Annotated in this window: 15 protein-coding genes and 1 pseudogene; 9 read left to right on the forward strand and 7 right to left on the reverse strand. The window is 66.7% G+C overall.

Features of this window, described 5'->3' with window-relative positions:
• Together NA10_RS36130 and NA10_RS30125 are read right to left on the reverse strand one after the other, a co-directional pair.
• A pseudogene (locus tag NA10_RS36130) lies at positions 1-232 on the reverse strand (cytochrome ubiquinol oxidase subunit I); the annotation flags it as partial.
• A 117-nt stretch (positions 233-349) separates the two neighbouring features.
• Positions 350-1,756 (reverse strand): DUF1254 domain-containing protein, encoded by a 1,407-nt coding sequence (locus NA10_RS30125; protein WP_245678026.1) that lies wholly within the window; start codon positions 1,754-1,756, stop codon positions 350-352.
• A 115-nt stretch (positions 1,757-1,871) separates the two neighbouring features.
• Between NA10_RS30125 and NA10_RS30130 the strand changes: the two genes are divergently transcribed.
• A complete protein-coding gene (locus NA10_RS30130) occupies positions 1,872-2,270 on the forward strand; it encodes a hypothetical protein (RefSeq protein WP_157556838.1) in 399 nt (132 codons plus the stop codon).
• Here the strand turns inward: NA10_RS30130 and NA10_RS30135 are convergent, their stop codons facing one another.
• Positions 2,271-3,122, reverse strand: a complete 852-nt coding sequence (locus NA10_RS30135; protein WP_067573999.1) for an LLM class flavin-dependent oxidoreductase — start codon at positions 3,120-3,122, stop codon at positions 2,271-2,273. It abuts the gene before it with no gap.
• Between the two features lie 151 nt (positions 3,123-3,273).
• Here NA10_RS30135 and NA10_RS30140 point away from each other — a divergent pair, with 151 nt between their 5' ends.
• The 4 genes from NA10_RS30140 (at position 3,274) to NA10_RS30155 (ending at position 7,228) form a co-directional block, all read left to right on the forward strand.
• Positions 3,274-4,020, forward strand: a complete 747-nt coding sequence (locus NA10_RS30140; RefSeq protein WP_067574001.1) for a HalD/BesD family halogenase — start codon at positions 3,274-3,276, stop codon at positions 4,018-4,020.
• Positions 4,021-4,132: 112 nt separating this feature from the next.
• Positions 4,133-5,488, forward strand: a complete 1,356-nt coding sequence (locus tag NA10_RS30145; RefSeq protein WP_067574003.1) for a WS/DGAT/MGAT family O-acyltransferase — start codon at positions 4,133-4,135, stop codon at positions 5,486-5,488.
• Positions 5,489-5,527: 39 nt separating this feature from the next.
• The gene (locus NA10_RS30150; RefSeq protein ID WP_067574049.1) at positions 5,528-6,316 is read left to right on the forward strand and encodes an RluA family pseudouridine synthase; all 789 of its coding nucleotides are present in this window, start codon (positions 5,528-5,530) and stop codon (positions 6,314-6,316) included.
• Between the two features lie 132 nt (positions 6,317-6,448).
• Positions 6,449-7,228 carry a metallophosphoesterase gene (locus tag NA10_RS30155; RefSeq protein ID WP_067574005.1) on the forward strand — a complete coding sequence of 260 codons (780 nt, stop codon included), beginning with the start codon at positions 6,449-6,451 and terminating at the stop codon, positions 7,226-7,228.
• Here the strand turns inward: NA10_RS30155 and NA10_RS30160 are convergent.
• The gene (locus NA10_RS30160; protein WP_067574006.1) at positions 7,209-8,276 is read right to left on the reverse strand and encodes an AraC family transcriptional regulator; all 1,068 of its coding nucleotides are present in this window, start codon (positions 8,274-8,276) and stop codon (positions 7,209-7,211) included. The genes NA10_RS30155 and NA10_RS30160 overlap by 20 nt on opposite strands.
• Before the next feature lie 26 nt (positions 8,277-8,302).
• Here NA10_RS30160 and NA10_RS30165 point away from each other — a divergent pair, with 26 nt between their 5' ends.
• The 3 genes from NA10_RS30165 to NA10_RS30175 all read left to right on the forward strand — a co-directional run bounded on the left by NA10_RS30165 (position 8,303) and on the right by NA10_RS30175 (position 12,232).
• Complete coding sequence (locus tag NA10_RS30165) at positions 8,303-9,001, forward strand: Uma2 family endonuclease (RefSeq protein WP_245678028.1); 699 nt, start codon at positions 8,303-8,305, stop codon at positions 8,999-9,001.
• A gap of 98 nt (positions 9,002-9,099) precedes the next feature.
• Positions 9,100-10,551 (forward strand): flavin-containing monooxygenase, encoded by a 1,452-nt coding sequence (locus tag NA10_RS30170; protein ID WP_067574011.1) that lies wholly within the window; start codon positions 9,100-9,102, stop codon positions 10,549-10,551.
• A gap of 403 nt (positions 10,552-10,954) precedes the next feature.
• Complete coding sequence (locus NA10_RS30175) at positions 10,955-12,232, forward strand: lipase family protein (protein ID WP_169812674.1); 1,278 nt, start codon at positions 10,955-10,957, stop codon at positions 12,230-12,232.
• A 45-nt stretch (positions 12,233-12,277) separates the two neighbouring features.
• On the opposite strand, the gene NA10_RS30180 is transcribed toward NA10_RS30175, so the two are convergent.
• From NA10_RS30180 to NA10_RS30190, 3 genes are all read right to left on the reverse strand, one after another.
• A complete protein-coding gene (locus tag NA10_RS30180; RefSeq protein WP_067574013.1) occupies positions 12,278-12,910 on the reverse strand; it encodes a DUF8020 domain-containing protein in 633 nt (210 codons plus the stop codon).
• A 168-nt stretch (positions 12,911-13,078) separates the two neighbouring features.
• On the reverse strand, positions 13,079-13,843 hold the full coding sequence (locus NA10_RS30185; protein WP_067574015.1) for a CbiQ family ECF transporter T component: 765 nt from the start codon (positions 13,841-13,843) through the stop codon (positions 13,079-13,081).
• A complete protein-coding gene (locus NA10_RS30190; RefSeq protein WP_067574017.1) occupies positions 13,840-15,915 on the reverse strand; it encodes an ATP-binding cassette domain-containing protein in 2,076 nt (691 codons plus the stop codon). Before NA10_RS30190 ends, NA10_RS30185 begins: the two co-directional genes overlap by 4 nt.
• 130 nt (positions 15,916-16,045) lie before the next feature.
• Here NA10_RS30190 and NA10_RS30195 point away from each other — a divergent pair, with 130 nt between their 5' ends.
• Positions 16,046-16,960 carry a cation diffusion facilitator family transporter gene (locus NA10_RS30195; RefSeq protein ID WP_067574019.1) on the forward strand — a complete coding sequence of 305 codons (915 nt, stop codon included), beginning with the start codon at positions 16,046-16,048 and terminating at the stop codon, positions 16,958-16,960.
• Positions 16,961-16,966: the final 6 nt, after the last annotated feature.

Here is a 16,966-nt window from a genome sequence, read left to right on the forward strand (position 1 = left end):
CGGTCGACAGGAACTGCATACCCGGCCGGGCCAATTCGCCGCGCATGAGCAGCGCCAGTAGACCGCCGATGAGGAAGAACGAGATGGCGGTGGTCAGGTACATGACACCGAGCACCTTGGGGTCGGTCGTCGTCACCGCCTTGTAGAGGAAAGAACCCTTGGGGCCCAACCGTGCCGGATAAGGCCGCTCGGCCGTCAATCCCGCCTCCGGTTGGGGAGCTACGGCAGTCACCACATCCTCCTCGAGGTCGGTCCGCAGCTGGCTCTATCGGCTCCGGAACCCACGATGAACGGCGCTCAGCGTACTCACAGCAATTCGATTCTGGCAGAGAACACTCCGGCCGGACAGTCAGGACACCGGATTGAGTCGCGGCGGCTTCCAACTGCCGTCGGTGGCCTCGGGGCGCGGTGCGTACAACCGCAGAGTCAGCGAGAAGGTGCCGGTCGCCGGAATGGGCAGCCAATTGCCGTGCGGCACGGCCGGTCCCGGGTCGGCGTTCTGCACCAGGACCTCGAACGCGCCGTCCGGACCCGCGACCGGCGGCGCCTGATGGCCCACGGTGTAGATGCCCGCCGGATTGGCGACCAGGAAATTATCCGAGTCGTACGCGGTCAGGGACCAGAAGGCGTCCGCGGGCGGCAGTTGCCCCGGCTCGAAGCGCAGCCGGAAGGTGCGCGGGACGCCATCGTTGTCGGCGGCCGGCGCCTCGATGGTCGGATACACCGCGTCCCCGCGAGGCTGCGCGCCCAGCCCGCCCAGCGCGGTGGCGGCGCGGAGCCGGTAGTCGGTGCCGTAGCTGCCCAGATTGTCATGGAAGAGCCAGCCGTTCTCGGTGTGCGCGCCGGGATCGACATAGTTCGCGATGGTCTTGCGGGCGTCCGCCGCGGCGGCGTTCAGATCCGCCAATCGCAGCGCGTCCGCACTGCCGCCGGGTTCGATGCCGATGCCCGCGAAGCGTTTCAGGGCCGGGGCGTCCGCCCGTGCGGGGGCGTCGGCGGCCATGAGTCCACAAAGCCGGTCGAAGAAGCGGCGGCCGTCCAGGGCCGCGACGTCGGCCACGGGCGAGGTGTGAAAGCCCTGGCCCCGCGTGATCGGCGCTCCGGGCGTTGGCGCACCGTGATCGGCCAGCCAGGCCGGGAGCGGGGCCAGTCGTAATTGGTCCTGGATGGCACGCACGGCGGGCAGATCGTCGACGCCGTCGACCTGTACGCGGCCGAGCAGCCAGACGGTGTTGGTGGGCATCGGCAAATGCGTGAGACCGTCCGGCACCCGACCGGTCCAGCCCGGACCGGTGATCAGATATGTGAACGGCGGATCCGGGCGGCCGCGCGGGCGCATGCTGCTGGGATCGTGCACGGTATTGGACCAGGCATCCAGCAGTTGCATGAGCCAGAAACGGCCGTGTGCGATGGCCGGAACCTGCAACACCATCGGCTCACCGGAGAGATCCAGCCAGGCGGTCGAATAGAGGGTGTCCAGATTGGTGCGGGCCAGGATGCGATCGGCGGCGGTGGGCAGGCCCCGCGCATGCCGGAAACGGTTCACCGGACCGCTGGAATCCGCCGTCGCGTGCATGAGGACCAGGGGGTATCCGAAAATGTATGCGTCGGTGGCGATTGCGACGGCATCGGTGTTCGATACTGTCGAGGTGGTGGATGTACCGGAAGATTCCTCGGAACGGCTGCACGCGGCAATGGAGAGCCCGGCGGCCGCGGCCACTCCGAGCATGGCGCGACGACTGAAGGCGCGATCCATGATCAACAAAACGTATCAAACCGACCAGGTGGAAGGGGTTTTGGCGCGAAGTTCATCGTCAATTCACCCACAGCCTTCACAGAAACCTCACAGGACGCGCTTCACTATCTGGACCATGTCTCGATCGCTCCGCCACCGCGTTGTCACCGCCGCCGTGATCGGCACCCTCGGCACCCTGCTCGCCGCGGGCGCCGCCACCGCCAACAGCGAACCCAAAGCCGTCATCCAGGGCCGCACCGCCGTCACCGCGCACGTCACCGGTGAGAAGTCGGGCAACCGCTGCCAGATCGCGGGCAAGAATCTCGCCGGACCCTGGGCCGTGGTCGACAAGACCGGCGCGGCCGATCTCACCCTCGGCCAGCTCCGCCCGAACGGCAAGCACATTCGCGTGCTCTGCGAGGACCCCCAGCGCGGCGACAGCTCGCTGCATACGGTCCGCTCGGATCGGGTCACCTACGACGGCGCGCTCTCCCCGCTGCGGCAGATCCTGAACAGCACCTTCTTCGGGCAGTAATCAGGCGACCCGGGCGGCGGCCACCGCGGCGCGCACCGCCGGGGCGATCTCCTCGGCGAAATGCCCTGTCTCCCTCTCCCCTTCGGGATCGACCGGGAGCAGGAACTCGCTGATGCCGTGCGCCAGCGCCACATCGGTGAGCTGAGCCACCGGCATGGACGGATCCATGATGTAGGCGCGGCGGATGAGGGCGGGGACCCGGCCCGCCGCACGGGCGCCGGTGTCGATGGCGGCCATCAGGGCCGGGAGCCGATCGGGCGGGGCGTAGGAGAAGCCGCCCAGCCAGCCGTCGGCGAGTTCACCGGTCAGGCGCAGCGCGCGGGGGCCGTAGACGCCGAACCAGATGCCGATCCGATGCGCCTGTGCGGGACCGGGTTTCGCACCGTGGAGCGAATAGAACTCACCGTTCAGGCCCGGGCGGCCGTCCGTGCCCCAGAGCGCGCGAATGACGCCCACCGCTTCGCGCAGTGCGGTCAGCGCCTGTCCGGGGGTGCGGCGCGCGCCGCCCATGGCCTCGATGGCATCCCAGAACGCGCCCGCGCCGAGGCCGAGCTCGAGCCGGCCGCCGCTGAGCAGGTCCAGGCTGGCGGCACTGCGGGCCAGTACGGCGGGCGGGCGCAGCGGCAGATTCGCCACGGCGGGCATGAGGGTGAGGGTGCGGGTGATGGCGGCGGCATAGGAGAGCAGCGTCCAGGTGTCCAGGAACGCGGGCTGATACGGATGATCCTGCACCGCCAGCACTTCCAGCCCCGAATCGTCGGCGCGGCGAATGAGCCGCAGCAGCGCCTGTCCGCGCGCCGCCTCGGGCGGAACGAATATCCCGAACCTCAGCTCATGCCCGTAGTCAGCCATAGCGAACTCCAAGCTACCCCCGCCGGCCCGGCCCGGGATCAGCACCCCGTCATCCCGGCGAGTCGTTCGGGTCACGGATCGCCGCCCGATCGTGATCCTATGCCGATCCGATTCCATATGCGTTGGAGGGCAACGGATTACAATCGAGCAGGTGCAGCAACACAGCACCGTGGACTTGGCCCGGAAACATTTGGGCGCGGTGGACTCCTCCGCCCTGCGACATGCGCGAGACCGCCTGGCGGAGACCGGAATAGCGCGCCTGGGCTTCCTGCTGCCGCATCGGGTCAAACGCGCGCTGGCCACCGAGGCGCTGGCACTGGTCGATCACCACCTGGACTGGGAGGGGCCCGAGCCCGCGGCCCGGCACACCATCGACATAGGTACGCGCGAGGTGATCGCGCGCAGCCAATGCATTCCGCAGCTGTACGACTGTGAACCCTTGCGGCACAAGCTCACCGAGGTGGCCGGCGAACCGGTGCTACCGTGTCCGGCACCGCATCGGTTCACGGTACGGCGGCGGCATCACGATGACGCCGCGGGCCGATGGCACTGGGACGATTACGCTTTCGCGCTGGTCCTGGTGGTCGAATGCCCGCCCCTGGAGGAAGGCGGCTTCGTGCAGACCGTCGCGCACACCAGACATGAGCGGCGCTACCGCGATATCCATCGGACCCTGACCCGCAATCCGATTCACTCCTGGGAATTACAGGCGGGCGACCTCTATCTCATGCGCACCGATATCACCCTGCACCGTGTACACCCCTTCACGCACGGACGCCGCACCGTGGTCGGTCTGCATTTCGCCTCGGTGGACGACCTGGAGCGCGAGCAATCGACCGGCAACACGCCCGGTGGTTTGCGATCCGAAGTTCGGGCTATGACGAATCAAGCACAGTGATAACGTGATTCCCCGTCAACGCAGCGGGGGGCAGCGTCGCCGACCGTAACTCCCCGGGCAGTCTGTGCGTGCCTCCCTCGATGGACGCTGCCCCACCGGTTAGGCGAAACCGATGGACCTTTTGAACCCGCTCGACGCGATCTTCCTCGCGATCGAGTCCCGAGAACACCCCATGCACGTGGGCGGTCTGCAACTGTTCGAACCGCCCGCCGACGCCGGACCCGAATTCGTCCAGGACGCCTTCGCGGCCATGGCGAGCGCCACCGATGTGCGCCCGCGCTTCCGGCGCAAACCCGGCCGCATGCTCGGCGGCTTCTCCAGCCTGACCTGGTCACACGCCGAGAACGTGGATCTCGGCTACCACCTGCGGCGCAGCGCCCTGCCCGCACCGGGCGGCATGGACGATCTGATCGACCTCACCGAGCGACTACACGGCCAGCTGCTGGACCGGCATCGGCCGCTCTGGGAGGCGCGCGTCATCGAGGGTCTCGACGACGGGCGATTCGCCGTCTACGTGAAGATGCATCACGCGCTGATCGACGGCGTATCCGCCATGCGGCTACTGCAGCGCACGCTCACCGACGATCCCTTCGACTCGCGCATGCGGGTGCCGTGGGGCACCGCACCGGTCATCAAGGATGCCGTCGAACCCGAGAGCGCCTGGTCGCAATTGCGAAAAGCCTTGCCGCGCATGATCAGAAGCACCGCCTATATCGGCGCGCCGCTGCGCGGGGCCATCGACGGGCGGCTCACCATGCCGATGACCGCGCCGCGCACCATGTTCAATGTGGCCATCGGCGGGGCGCGCCGGATCGCGGTGCGGACCTGGCCGCTGGAGCGCATCAACGCGATCCGGCTCGCCACCGGCGCCACCGTCAATGATGTGGTGCTGGCCATGAGTTCGGCCGCCCTGCGGACCTATCTCATCGAACACGACGGGCTGCCCGGCGAACCATTGATCGCCATGGTGCCGGTGAATATTCGCAGCGCCGCCGAGGCCGATGCCGCCGAGGGCAATATGGTCGCCGCCTGCCTGGCGAATCTGGCCACCCACCTGGATGATCCGCTGGAGCGGTTGCGCACGATCAGCACCTCCATGCGCGAGGCCAAACAGGTCTTCACACAGCTGCCGAAATTGGAGGCGATGGCATTGTCGGCATTGCTGATGACGCCGCTCGGGGTTTCGCTGCTGCCCGGGTTCGAGGCATTGCCGCGGATGCCGTTCAATCTCGTCATCTCCAATGTGCCCGGACCGCGTAAACCCGTCTATATGCAGGGTGCGCGACTGGACAGCAACTATCCGCTGTCGATTCCGTTCGAATCGCAGGCCATGAACATCACGCTCACCACCAATGGCGACAATCTCGATTTCGGATTCGTCGGCTGCCGGCGCACCGTGCCCGATCTGGACCGAATGCCCGCGCATATGGAGGCCGGACTGGCCGAGTTGGAACGGGCCGTGGCCTGAGTGGACGGGCGCACCGGCCCGATCTCTACTCTGGGCACGGTGGATACGCGTTGGCCGGAACTGCGGCAACAGTGCCTGATCGATGAGGACGAGCATGTTCTCGCACTCAACAAGCCCGCCGGGATCTCGGTCACCGGCGAGCGGCACGACACCGACATCGTCGAACTCGCCGCCGCGGCCGGTGAGACGCTGTACCCGGTGCATCGCATCGACAAGGTGACCTCCGGGCTGGTGCTGCTCGCCAAGGAACTGCCCGCGCACGGTGAATTGACGCGGCAATTCAACAAGCGCACCGCCGCCAAGGCGTATCTGGCGGTGGTGGAGTCCACCGGGCTGCCCGCGCGCGGTGTCATCGACCTGCCCCTGGGTGTCGGTCGCAAGAACAGGGTGCGCATCGCCGCGCCGCGCGAGAGCATTCGCCGCAACGGCGATACCTGGGTGGTGGACGAGCGAGATGTGCTGGCGGGCAAGAACTATCCCTCGATCACCGAATTCGCGACGCTTACCGCCACCGGGACGCATACGGTGCTGGCGCTGCGGCCGATCACCGGGCGGCGGCATCAGATTCGGGTGCATCTGGCGTGGATCGGGCACGCGATCGTCGGCGATCCGTTGTTCGACCGGTCCGGCGCGCACGAGCGGACGTACCTGCATTCGTGGCGATTGGGCTTGGACGCGTCCTGGCGCACTCCCCCGCGGTTGGAACTGGAGGCCGATCCCGGCGCGGACTTCTGGCGCATCGGCGGTGCGGTTATCACGAGTGATCCGATCGCGCTGTTGAATGGCGCGCGAAAAGCCATGAGTCAGACCACCACGCACAATGATTGATGTGAGATCGCTATATTCGGTGGCGAGTCTCACCGAGACCGCATAGTGGCTGCTCATCTAGCCTGATTGAGTGTCGCGTCGCCGCGGCGCTGCGGGCGCAATGGTGCTGCCCTTCACAGAAAGCGAACGCCGATGGTTCTGCTGGCTCAGCTCAGTGACACCCACTTCAACATGGGCGCCCGGAACAATGAACGCGCCGAACGGGTGATGGCCTTTCTGGCCGAGCTGCCGCAGCGCCCCGACGTCATCATCGTGACCGGAGATATCGCCGATGAGGGCGATATCGAGGAGTATCAGCAGGCGCGCGCGGCGCTGATCGCCGATGTGCCGGTGTTCCTGCTGCCCGGCAATCACGATGACCGCGGCAATATGCGCACCGTGCTCTTCGGCGGCGACGCGGACTATGCGCCGATCAATCAGTCGTTCAGCGTTGACGGTCTCACCCTGGCGCTGCTCGACTCCAGCATTCCCGGTAAGCCCGAAGGACTGCTGGAGGATTCGACCTTCGACTTCCTGACCGATCTGCTCGCCGCCGCGCCCGCCGACGAACGCGTGCTGATCGCCATGCACCATCCGCCGGTGCCGGTGCAGAGCACGGTCTGCGATCCCATTCGGCTCACCAATCCGGATCGGCTGGCCGAGATCGTCGCCGGTGACGACCGCATTCTGGGGTTGCTGACCGGGCATGTGCATGCCGGGCTGATCACCTCGTTCGCGGGCAAACCGCTGATCATCGCGCCGAGCGTCTCCTCCACCATCGGCTGTGAATGGGAGGTGACCGCACCCGGTCGGGTGCCGATCGACTTCGCACCGGACCCGACGCTGCTGTTCCACTCCATTCGGGACGGCCGCCTGCTGACCATGTTCCGGCCCATCGCCATGGGCGGCTGGCTCAGCGAACCGCTGGACTGACCGCCCCCCTGCGATACGCGGAAGGCGTTGTGCCCGTCCACCTTTTGAACGCGTGGATGAAGGTCGAGGCCTCCGCGTAGCCGAGCCGGATCGCCACATCGCTCACCGAAAGCGGTGTGGCGGTGAGCATCTCCTCCGCGAGCGCGCGGCGGACTTCATCGAGCAGCTGACGGTAACCGGTGCCCGCGGTGTCCAGATGCCTCCGGAGGGTCCGCGTACTCATATTGAGATCCCTTGCCACCGCGTCGATTCCGGGCGGTGCGGCGAACCCGTCGGCACCGCCGCGCGGGACCAGCAGCTCTCGCACATCCGCCGCGATACCGGTGCGGGCCCGTCTGCGCGACACCAACTCCCGGCACTGCGCCAGGCACATGGCGAGGGTGTGCTCATTGGCCTGCGGCAGCGGGCGCTCCAGCACCGCCGGATCCATGGTGAACAGGGTGTACGGCTTGTCGAAACCCGGTAGCAGCCCGAAGGTTTCGAGGTACGGCGTAGTATCGGCCGGTGCCGGGAAGTCGAACTCCGCCCGCACCAGTTCCACCTGACGTCCGAGCAGATCGCAGAGCATCTGATGCATGGCGGTCACATCCCGCTCCACCAGGAACCGCCGCACATCCGCGGGCACCCGCTCATCGTGAATCCGGGCCACAAACTCCCCCGGCTGCCACCGCGTCGCCGGGATACAGAAGGTGAAACTCAACTCCAGATACCGCAGCGCGAACGCGATCGCCTCCCCCAGCGTCGGCGAACTGACGCACGCGAACCCGAAAATCCCGAAGGTGGTGATCCGATACCGCCGCCCCACCTCGATCCCCAGAGCGGGCCGATCCCCCAACTCCCGAACCAGATTCCTGATCACCGCCAACTCGGTATGCGCATCGATCTGCGCGTCGGGATCGTTCAGCGTCTTCTCGGCGAGCCCACTCCCCTGCAGCATCCGCGCCGCCGCCACCCCCTGCTCCCGCGCGAACCCCACCATCAGGGCAACACTCGCCACCCCCCGCGGAAAATCCCAATCCTTGACCCCCGCCTCCGCCACCGTACTCATCCCCAGATTATGGCCGAAATTCTCGATTGAACCAGCCCCGGCGGGCAGTCGCCGATCATAGAGCCTGGACGACCGGCGACGGTAGGCTCAGTGCTGCACACGATGTCTTCCGGAGGAAACCGACGATGACTTCGACGCATGCCGGTGGTGCGGAGCGGCTGACAGCCGAGGAGTTCCTCGATGCGGAGCCGGACGCATTCGGCGATGTCGAGATCGAGGATGGCCGGATCGTCCGAATGAAGGCGCAGAGCCGCGCCCACAGTAGAGTGACTCGTCGCCTGGCAGCGGCTTTGGAGGGTGCGCGCGGGTCCGCTGGGATCTGCGTTCGAGTGGAATCTGATGTCGCAGTGCGATTTCCGGACGCCGAGAGCAAGCGGCCGGAGCGACGACTCAACGTTCGATACCCCGATATCTTCGTCAGTGACTGCGAACCGTACGACGTCAATACTGTCCGGGACCATATTCTGCTGGTCGCGGAAGTCGTATCAAAGGAGACGGCGGACACCGACACCGGGATCAAGCGTCTGCTGTACGCACGAGCGGAGATTTCGGTCTATCTGATCGTGCACTTCGATAAGAGCTGGGAAACTATCGATCGGATCGAGGAGTATCGACTCGACTGGTCCGGGGTGCGGTACATGCCGCATAAGGTGCATCGAGACGAATCGGTGCTCGATACGCCTGTGAAGCTGGCCATCACGTTCGAGGCGCTACATCAAGCCTGACCCCGGACTGCCCATGTTGGCCGGAACTCCCAATCAAGTCCGCTACAGCGCGCCGAGGTGACTCCTACAGTGGGAGGGTCTTCGATTGAGGAGGGCTTATGCCTTCGGTGATTGTGATCGGTGCCGGGTTCGGGGGGCTGGGGATGGCCTTGGAGCTGCGACGGAATGGGTTTCGGGAGGTGACCATTCTGGAGCGGGCCGGGGATTTGGGTGGGGTGTGGCGGGAGAATACCTATCCGGGGGCCGCGTGTGATGTGCCCTCGCCGTTGTACTCGTACGCTTCAGAGCCCAAACCCAAGTGGCGGCAACGGTATTCGGGGCGGGAGGACATTCTCGCGTATGCGCGCGGGGTGGCGGAGCGGCATGGGCTGCTGGAGTCGATCGTGTTCGGGGCCGAGGTGACCGAAGCCGCGTTCGACGAGGCGAGTGGGCGGTGGACGGTGATTACCGCCGACGGGACGGTGCGGACCGCGGAGGTGCTGGTGTCGGCGGTGGGGCAGCTGTCGCGGCCCGCCATGCCCGATATTCCGGGGATCGCGAGCTTCGAGGGTGAGTCCTTCCATTCGGCGCAGTGGGATCACGAGGTGAAGCTGGCGGGGAAACGGGTGGCCTGCATCGGAACCGGAGCCAGTGCCATTCAATACATTCCGGAGATCCAGCCGGAGGTGGGCGAGCTGACGCTGTTTCAGCGCAGCGCCGCCTGGGTGCTGCCCAAGTTCGACACCGACTACAAGCCGGTGCATCAGCGGGTGCTGTTGCATGTACCGGGATTGCCTGTGGCGGAACGCTTCTACTGGTGGACCATCGGCGAGTTCGTGGCGCTGGGCCTGGTCGAGTTCCCCGGCATCGTGCGCGGGGTCTCCCGCATCGCGCAGCACCACCTCGAAGAACAGGTCACCGACCCGGAACTACTGGCCAAGCTGACCCCCGACTATCCGATCGGCTGTAAGCGGGGACTGTTCTCCAACGACTACTACCCGGCGCTCACCCAACCCAATGTACGTGTCGAGACGACCCCGATCAGCGCTGTGATACCCGAGGGCATCCGCACCGCCGACGGCGTGGTCCACCCCGCCGATGTGATCATCTACGGCACCGGGTTCAAGGGGACGGAGTTCCTGTGGCCCATGAAGATTCGCGGCCGCCGCGGCCGCACCCTCTCCGACGTCTGGTCCGAGGGCGCGCACGCCTTCCTCGGCATCACGGTCCCCGAATTCCCCAACATGTTCCTCGTCTACGGCCCGAACACGAACCTCGGCGTCGGCTCCATCATCTACATGATCGAATCCCAAGCCCGCTACATCCGCCAGGCCATCCAACTCCTCGCCGAAAACCCCGGCCACACCCTGGAAGTGAAGTCCGATAACGAATACGCCTACAACAGCGCCCTCCAACACCGCCTGAAGCGCACCCCCTGGAACTTCTGCACCAGCTGGTACCGCACCGCATCCGGCCGCATCACCAACAACTGGCCCGGCACCACCCGCAGCTACCGCCGCCGCACCAGCAAGCTGCACCGCTACGACTACAACCTCACCCGCGTCGGCTAGACGAGCCCCTTGATCAGCCGCGATAACTCAACCGCGATACCCGGAGCCGCCGCAACCGGATGAGCGGCGTGCCGACTCGCACTGATGCAGGTTGCCGATCTGATCACCGTCGAGCCGCTGGAAACCTATGCACGGTGGATCATCCCACCGGACGCGACGTACGAGATGCGGACTCGATGCTTCTTCCACCAAGACAATTCGGTAAGCACCGAGCCACGTCCTCGCCTTCCACGCCTCTGTCGGCCTGCGCGGCCGTCGCGGAGCTGTCACGACACGCGGACAGCGTTGACCTGCTGGGTTGCGCAGCAGTAACTTGAGAGTTCCGATGCGCCGGAGTGCAGGTCGGTGTGGTGTGCAAAGCCTTCGGGCCGGGAGCGTCGGTGATTTGACGCTGGAGGCAGCAATGGCGCGGAATGACGCGGCCGGGCAGGGAGAATCCTCGCGAGCGAATGCGATTCGGCGGCGACTATCCGCGCGAGTACACCTCGGATTGGCCGGGTTGGTCGGGGTTTTGCTCGCCGCACTGGTCATGCCGGGGGCGTGGGCGGAGGTCGTCCCGGTGCCGGATGAGGATCCTTTCTACACCGCCCCGGCGGGCATCGAAGCCAACGCCAATGGCGCGGTATTGAATTCCCGCCCGATCTCGGCGCTCGGGTTGGCGCTGCCGGTGGCCGGATGGCAATTGCAGTATCGGAGTACGGATTCCACGGGCGCGGCCGTCGCGGAGGTGGCCACCGTGATGACCCCGCTACTGCCCTGGCTGGGCGGTGGTGGTCGGCCGCTGCTGTCGTATCAGGTGGCCGAGGACAGTCTCGGGACGCGATGCGCGCCCTCGTTCGCACTGCGGGGCGGGCGCGATTTCTCGATCGTCAATACCGCGCTGGACATTCCATTCCTCACCGCCATGCTGCTGCGCGGCTGGGCGGTGGTGGTCTCCGATTACGAGGGGCCGCACTCGCGATTCTTCGACGGGGTGAACTCCGGGCGCGGGGTGCTCGATGGCGTGCGCGCGGCCAGATCATTTGCGCCGGTGGGTATTACCACCGACAGTCCGATCGGCGCGTGGGGTTACTCCGGCGGCGCCTTCGCCACCCTCTGGGCCATGCAGCAGCGGGCGACCTACGCCCCGGAGCTGTGGTTCTCGGGTGTCGCGGCCGGTGGTGTGCCCGCCGATATCGCGGCCATCTCCCGCAAGGTGGACGGCGGCATCCAAGCCGGACTGGCGGTGCTCATGATCGTGGCCTTCACGCGCATCGACCCGGATTCGGGGTTGGCGGACGACCTCAACGATCGGGGCCGGGAACTGCTGGTGCGGGAGTCCGCCGCCTGCGGCGCGGATCTGGTGCTGCGGCATCTCAACCGGCATCTGGACGAGTACTCCGATACCCCGAATCTGCTGTGGCACACGCAGTTCCAGGCTGCCGCGAATCGGCAGGAGTTGGGCGCGGTGGCCCCGGACGTACCGCTGTACCTGTATCACAGCAATGCCGATGACGTGATCCCCGTGGAGGGTTTCACCGCCCTGGTGAATCGCTATTGCGCATTGGGCGCGGATATCACCGTCGTGCACTCGGGAATTCCGGGCCACAATCCGGCGGCCGCCATCGAATCCCTCGGCGCCATGAACTATCTCGGTGATCGATTCGCGGGAATTCCGGCGACCACCGGTTGCGCGGGCTGAAACCGGTTGGGGCGCGGGCCGCGCCCCAACGGATTCCGAACCGGTTTACTTCTCGTTGTACTTCGTGGTGCCGGGCGCCGCGGTGAGCGTGCCGATCAGATCCAGACCGGCGACCAGCAGCGCGGGACCGCCGACCACCAGGGTGCCGATAATGCCGCCGACCGCGGCACCGGCGATAACGCTGGCGATGACCGTGGGTCCGGCGACAATGCCGCTGAGACCGACGAGCGCGCCGAGCGCGGTGCCGATGAAGGCGCCGATGGCCGTGGCGATACCGAACTGGCTGCTGAAGGTCTGCATGGCCAGCGCGTTCTCCGAGGGCGAGGCCACCGGCTGCACCGCGACCGGACGGGCCGAGGCCGCATCCTTGACCGCCGTGATGGTGAGGGTGTGCGCGCTGTCCGCCAGGCTGGCGGGCATCGAGTACTCGACACCGTCCTGCTGGAAGGTGAGCGGCAGGCTGACGACCGTATTACCGGCGACATCCTTGATGTTCACGCTCTGCCCGGACAGCTCGAAGGCGCCGTTGGTGAGGGTGGTGACCACATTGTTGCCGACCAGATCGGCGGAGTAGCCGATCTGGGGAACAGCCGGATCGGCGTGCGCCACCCCGGAACTCGCGATGGCGACGGCGGTGGCGATGGGCGCGGCAACTGCCGTGATCTTGCGCAGCTTCATTGATTGTCCAATCTTCATCAGGTGATTCGGGGCAACGCACGCCCAACACGAACGATTCCCTTCCCATCGGAAACGTGTTGAGCCCCCGTGCGTTTGCGCTGCCCACTGCTACCGATTACGGTAGCTCGCCCCACCGACACGCCGAATCATTTTCGGTTCGAGCGTCGGTCAAAACAGCAGATCGCTCACGATACCCAGCGCGCACACAACTGCCAACAAAATCATTGCGACCGCATCCGCCCGCCCCGGCGACCCGGGACGCGCTGTCAGTTCGCCGGTCCCGCCGCGCGTGGTGATGGCCTCGCCGAGTTCGCCTGCCCGGCGACTGGATACGGCCATACTGGCGGTCAGAATATCGACCAGCGGGTTCTGCGCGGCCTGATGCAGCAGCGAGTCCTTGGGCCGCAATTTGCGCGCGGCGCGCAGAATCCGGAGTTCCTCGAGCAGTAGCGGCAGGCCGCGCAGGGTCAGCGCGACCACCACCGCCCACTCGTCCACCGGAATGCGGTGCCGCACGCCGTCGCGGGTCCAGCCGATACGGCGCAGCGGCGCACCGAGTTTCGCGAGGGCGGGTGCGACCTCACCCATGGGAGTCGTCCAGGCGACCATGAAGGTCGCGCCCAGCAACAGGAAGCCGAAGAGCGCGATCTGGGTGTACCGCAGCACCGCGTCCATGCCGACGGGTGCGTTGATGGCGCCGCCGATCAGCAGGCCGATCCAGATCCACCACGGGAAGCGCGGGAGTGCGCCCAGAGGTAGCCGGGCGGCCAGTCCGATACCGATCAGCACCGCGGCGCCCAGGCCGAGCAGTGCCCAGGAGGGGGTGAACATGAGCAGGACGCTGTAGACGAAGACCCAGATCATCTTGGTGCCCGCCCAGAGCCGATGCACCGGGCTGTCGACCGGCACCTCACGCAGAATCACACTGCTCATCGCCTGCCCCCGATTCGATCCTGTGCCGGTTGTGCGGCGAAATATCCTGGGGGAGAGTCGTTTTCGACGAGTCTGCCCTCCCGCAGGTGCACGATGCGATCGCAGACGGCGGCGGTATCGGCGACATCGTGCGAGATGATGATCAGCGTCAGGCCCGAATCACGCAGTCGCGCAAGCAATTCGACCACACCGGCGCGGCCCTCCGGATCGAGTCCGGCGAGCGGTTCGTCCAGCACCACCACCTGCGGACGGCTGGCGACGATGGCGGCGAGCACCACGCGCTTGGCCTGTCCGCCGCTGAGCGATTCGATGGAGCGCGAGGCCAGGGCGCGATCCAGGCCGACCGCGTCCAGGGCGCGGGCGACGGCGGCGGTGCCCCGGCCGCCCCAATCCTCTATCTCCGCGCCGACGGTCTGCCGCTGTAATTGCAGCCGGGAGTGCTGAAATGCCAACTGCACCCCGCCGATTCGCTTGTGCGACGGTTTCGCGCCGGTGTATTCCCGTAGTTCGCAGCTGCCGCCGCTGGGGATGGTGAGTCCTGCCATGATCCAGGCCAGGGTGGACTTGCCCGAACCGTTCCCGCCCACGACCAGCAGCGCCTCACCGCGGCGCACCGCCAGGTCGATCCCGTGCAGAGCCGGTGCCTCCCAAGGGGTTCCGCGATTGTAGGTGTGCCGGACGTCCTTCAGTTCGAGCACGGTGTCACCCATGGGTCTGCGGCGCTGATCGCGGACGGGTCGCGGCCAGGCGGGCAGCTGCTGGACCGCGCGCCCGCGTTGCAGATGCACCACGCGGTCGGCGGCGGCCGCGTCGGCCTCGTGATGGGTCACCAGAACGACCGCCATCGGATGCCGGCGCGGGAGGACCGAAAGGAGCGCGACCAGGTCGCGCCGCCCTTCCGGATCGATCATGGAGGTGGCCTCGTCGGCGAGCAACAGGGTGGGTTTGCGCGCCAAAGCCGCTGCCACCGCTAGTCTTTGCTGCTGTCCGCCCGAAAGGGTCGCGGTTTCGCGTCTGCCCATCCCCGCGAGGCCGACCTCGCCGAGCAGTGCGTCGATATCGACCGCGGCCGCGGTCTCGGTGGGCAGGCCCCACACCACGTCATCGGCGACGAGCACGCCCAGGGTTTGGCTCTCGGGGCGCTGCAAAACCATTGCGGTGCCGCCGCTTACGCCGAGTCCGGCCGAGCCGGGGCGGGTGACGGTGCCGCCGGTGGGCGGCCGGCCCGCGAGAATCCTGGTGAGCGTGGACTTTCCGGAGCCGTTGTGGCCGACCACGGCGACGAATTCGCCGATGTCGACGGTGAGGTCGATGCCCTGGAGCGCATCGGTGTGGGTGTCCGGATAGCGGAAGGTGACCTGCCGCAAGGTGACCGGCAGCGGGGCCACCGGACGGTCGTCGGCCGGTGCGTCGAACAGGTCGTCGCGGCCGGGCAGCCAGGCGAGTCGATCCAGGACGGCGCCGAGCACGAACCAGGAGACGATGCCGCTGACGAGCATGGCGGCGATGATGCCGCCGCCGATCCAGGCCCACCACCAATGCAGGATCGATTCGGTGTAGCCGGCGATATGCCGGCCCAGCGGTTCCAGTAGTGCTTGGCGCGCCGCCAGATTTTCCACGCCGTCGGCGGTGTTGCGGATACTGTCGAACAACAGGTGGCGTGTCCGGGAGAACAGCAGCAGCATTCCGACGGAGAACGATGCGAAAACCAGTCCGGCCAGCGAGGACAGTCCCAGCACCGCGGGGAGGCCGCCGTGTCGCCGCTTGACGATTCCGATGATTCCGCCCACCACCGCCACGCCGATCAGATTGGTCGCGGGCACCAGTCCGGCGGCGACGAAGGTCACCAGCGTTCCGGCGATGGTCGCGGTGAAGATGGCGCGCAGTCGATAGCGGTGGGCCAGCAGACCGATGGGTACGGCGGCCACCAATTGCAGGGCGGCGGCGAACGGCACCAGCGAGCCGACGGTCACGAGTCCGACGGTCGCGCCGCCCAGGACCGCGCCGGTGGCGAGCTCGATGGGACGCAGCGGACCGTGCGGGAGAGCGGACTCGCGCGGCCGGTCCGGCATGGCGCGGCGAGTCTGGGACGAATCGGTCACGCTCACCAGTCTGCCTTCTACCTGGGAGTGCCCAGGCGAACCCGCGTCATATCCACACAATTTCTGCATACATGCGCAACTACGCATATATTGGGGCGCTATGGGGCATGATCATTCGCACGGCGTCGCACCCGAGTCCGCCTCGGGCAAATACCTGGGCCGTCTGATCCTGGCGCTCGCCATCGCACTGGTCTTCATGCTGGTGGAGTTCATCGTCGCCTTCGCGACCTCCTCACTGGCCCTGCTCTCCGACGCCGCGCACATGCTCACCGATGTGGTCGGCATCGCCATGGCCCTCTCGGCGATCCTGCTCGCCAAACGCAGCCGCCCCACCTGCACCCGCACCTTCGGCTACTACCGCGCCGAGGTTTTGGCGGCCCTGGCCAACGCCCTGCTGCTCTTCGGCGTGGCCATCTACGTCCTGTACGAGGCGATCAGCCGATTCGGCGAGCCGCCGGAAGTCCCGGGCGTTCCGGTCCTGGTCGTCGGCGCCCTCGGCCTGATCGCCAATATCGTCTCGTTCCTGCTGCTCCGCTCCGGAGCCCAGGAGAGCCTGAACGTCCGCGGCGCCTACCTGGAAGTCTTCGCCGACATGATCGGCTCGATAGGCGTCCTGTTCTCCGCCCTGATCACCCTCACCACGGGTTGGCGGTACGCCGACATGATCATCGGCGTAGCCATCGGCTTCTGGGTCCTACCCCGCACCTACGTCCTGGCCAAACGCTCGCTGCGAATCCTGTTCCAGCACAGCCCCGAAGACCTGGACGTAGAACAGATCGCCGGAGCCTTACAGGCGGTCCCGGGCGTAGCCAACGTCCACGACCTCCACGTCTGGACCCTCACCTCCGGCATGGAAGTAGCCTCCGCCCACATCACGGTGACCACCGGCCACTCCAGCGACGCCGTTCTCCAAGCCTCCCAACAACTCCTATCCCGCGATTTCCACATAGAACACGCCACCCTCCAAGTGGAAGGCGAGGACTCAGCCCGCCGCTGCACCGAATTGTCTTGGTAGCCTGGC

The organism is Nocardia acidivorans NBRC 108247, from assembly GCF_001625085.1.
Taxonomy (GTDB): Bacteria; Actinomycetota; Actinomycetes; order Mycobacteriales; family Mycobacteriaceae; genus Nocardia; species Nocardia acidivorans.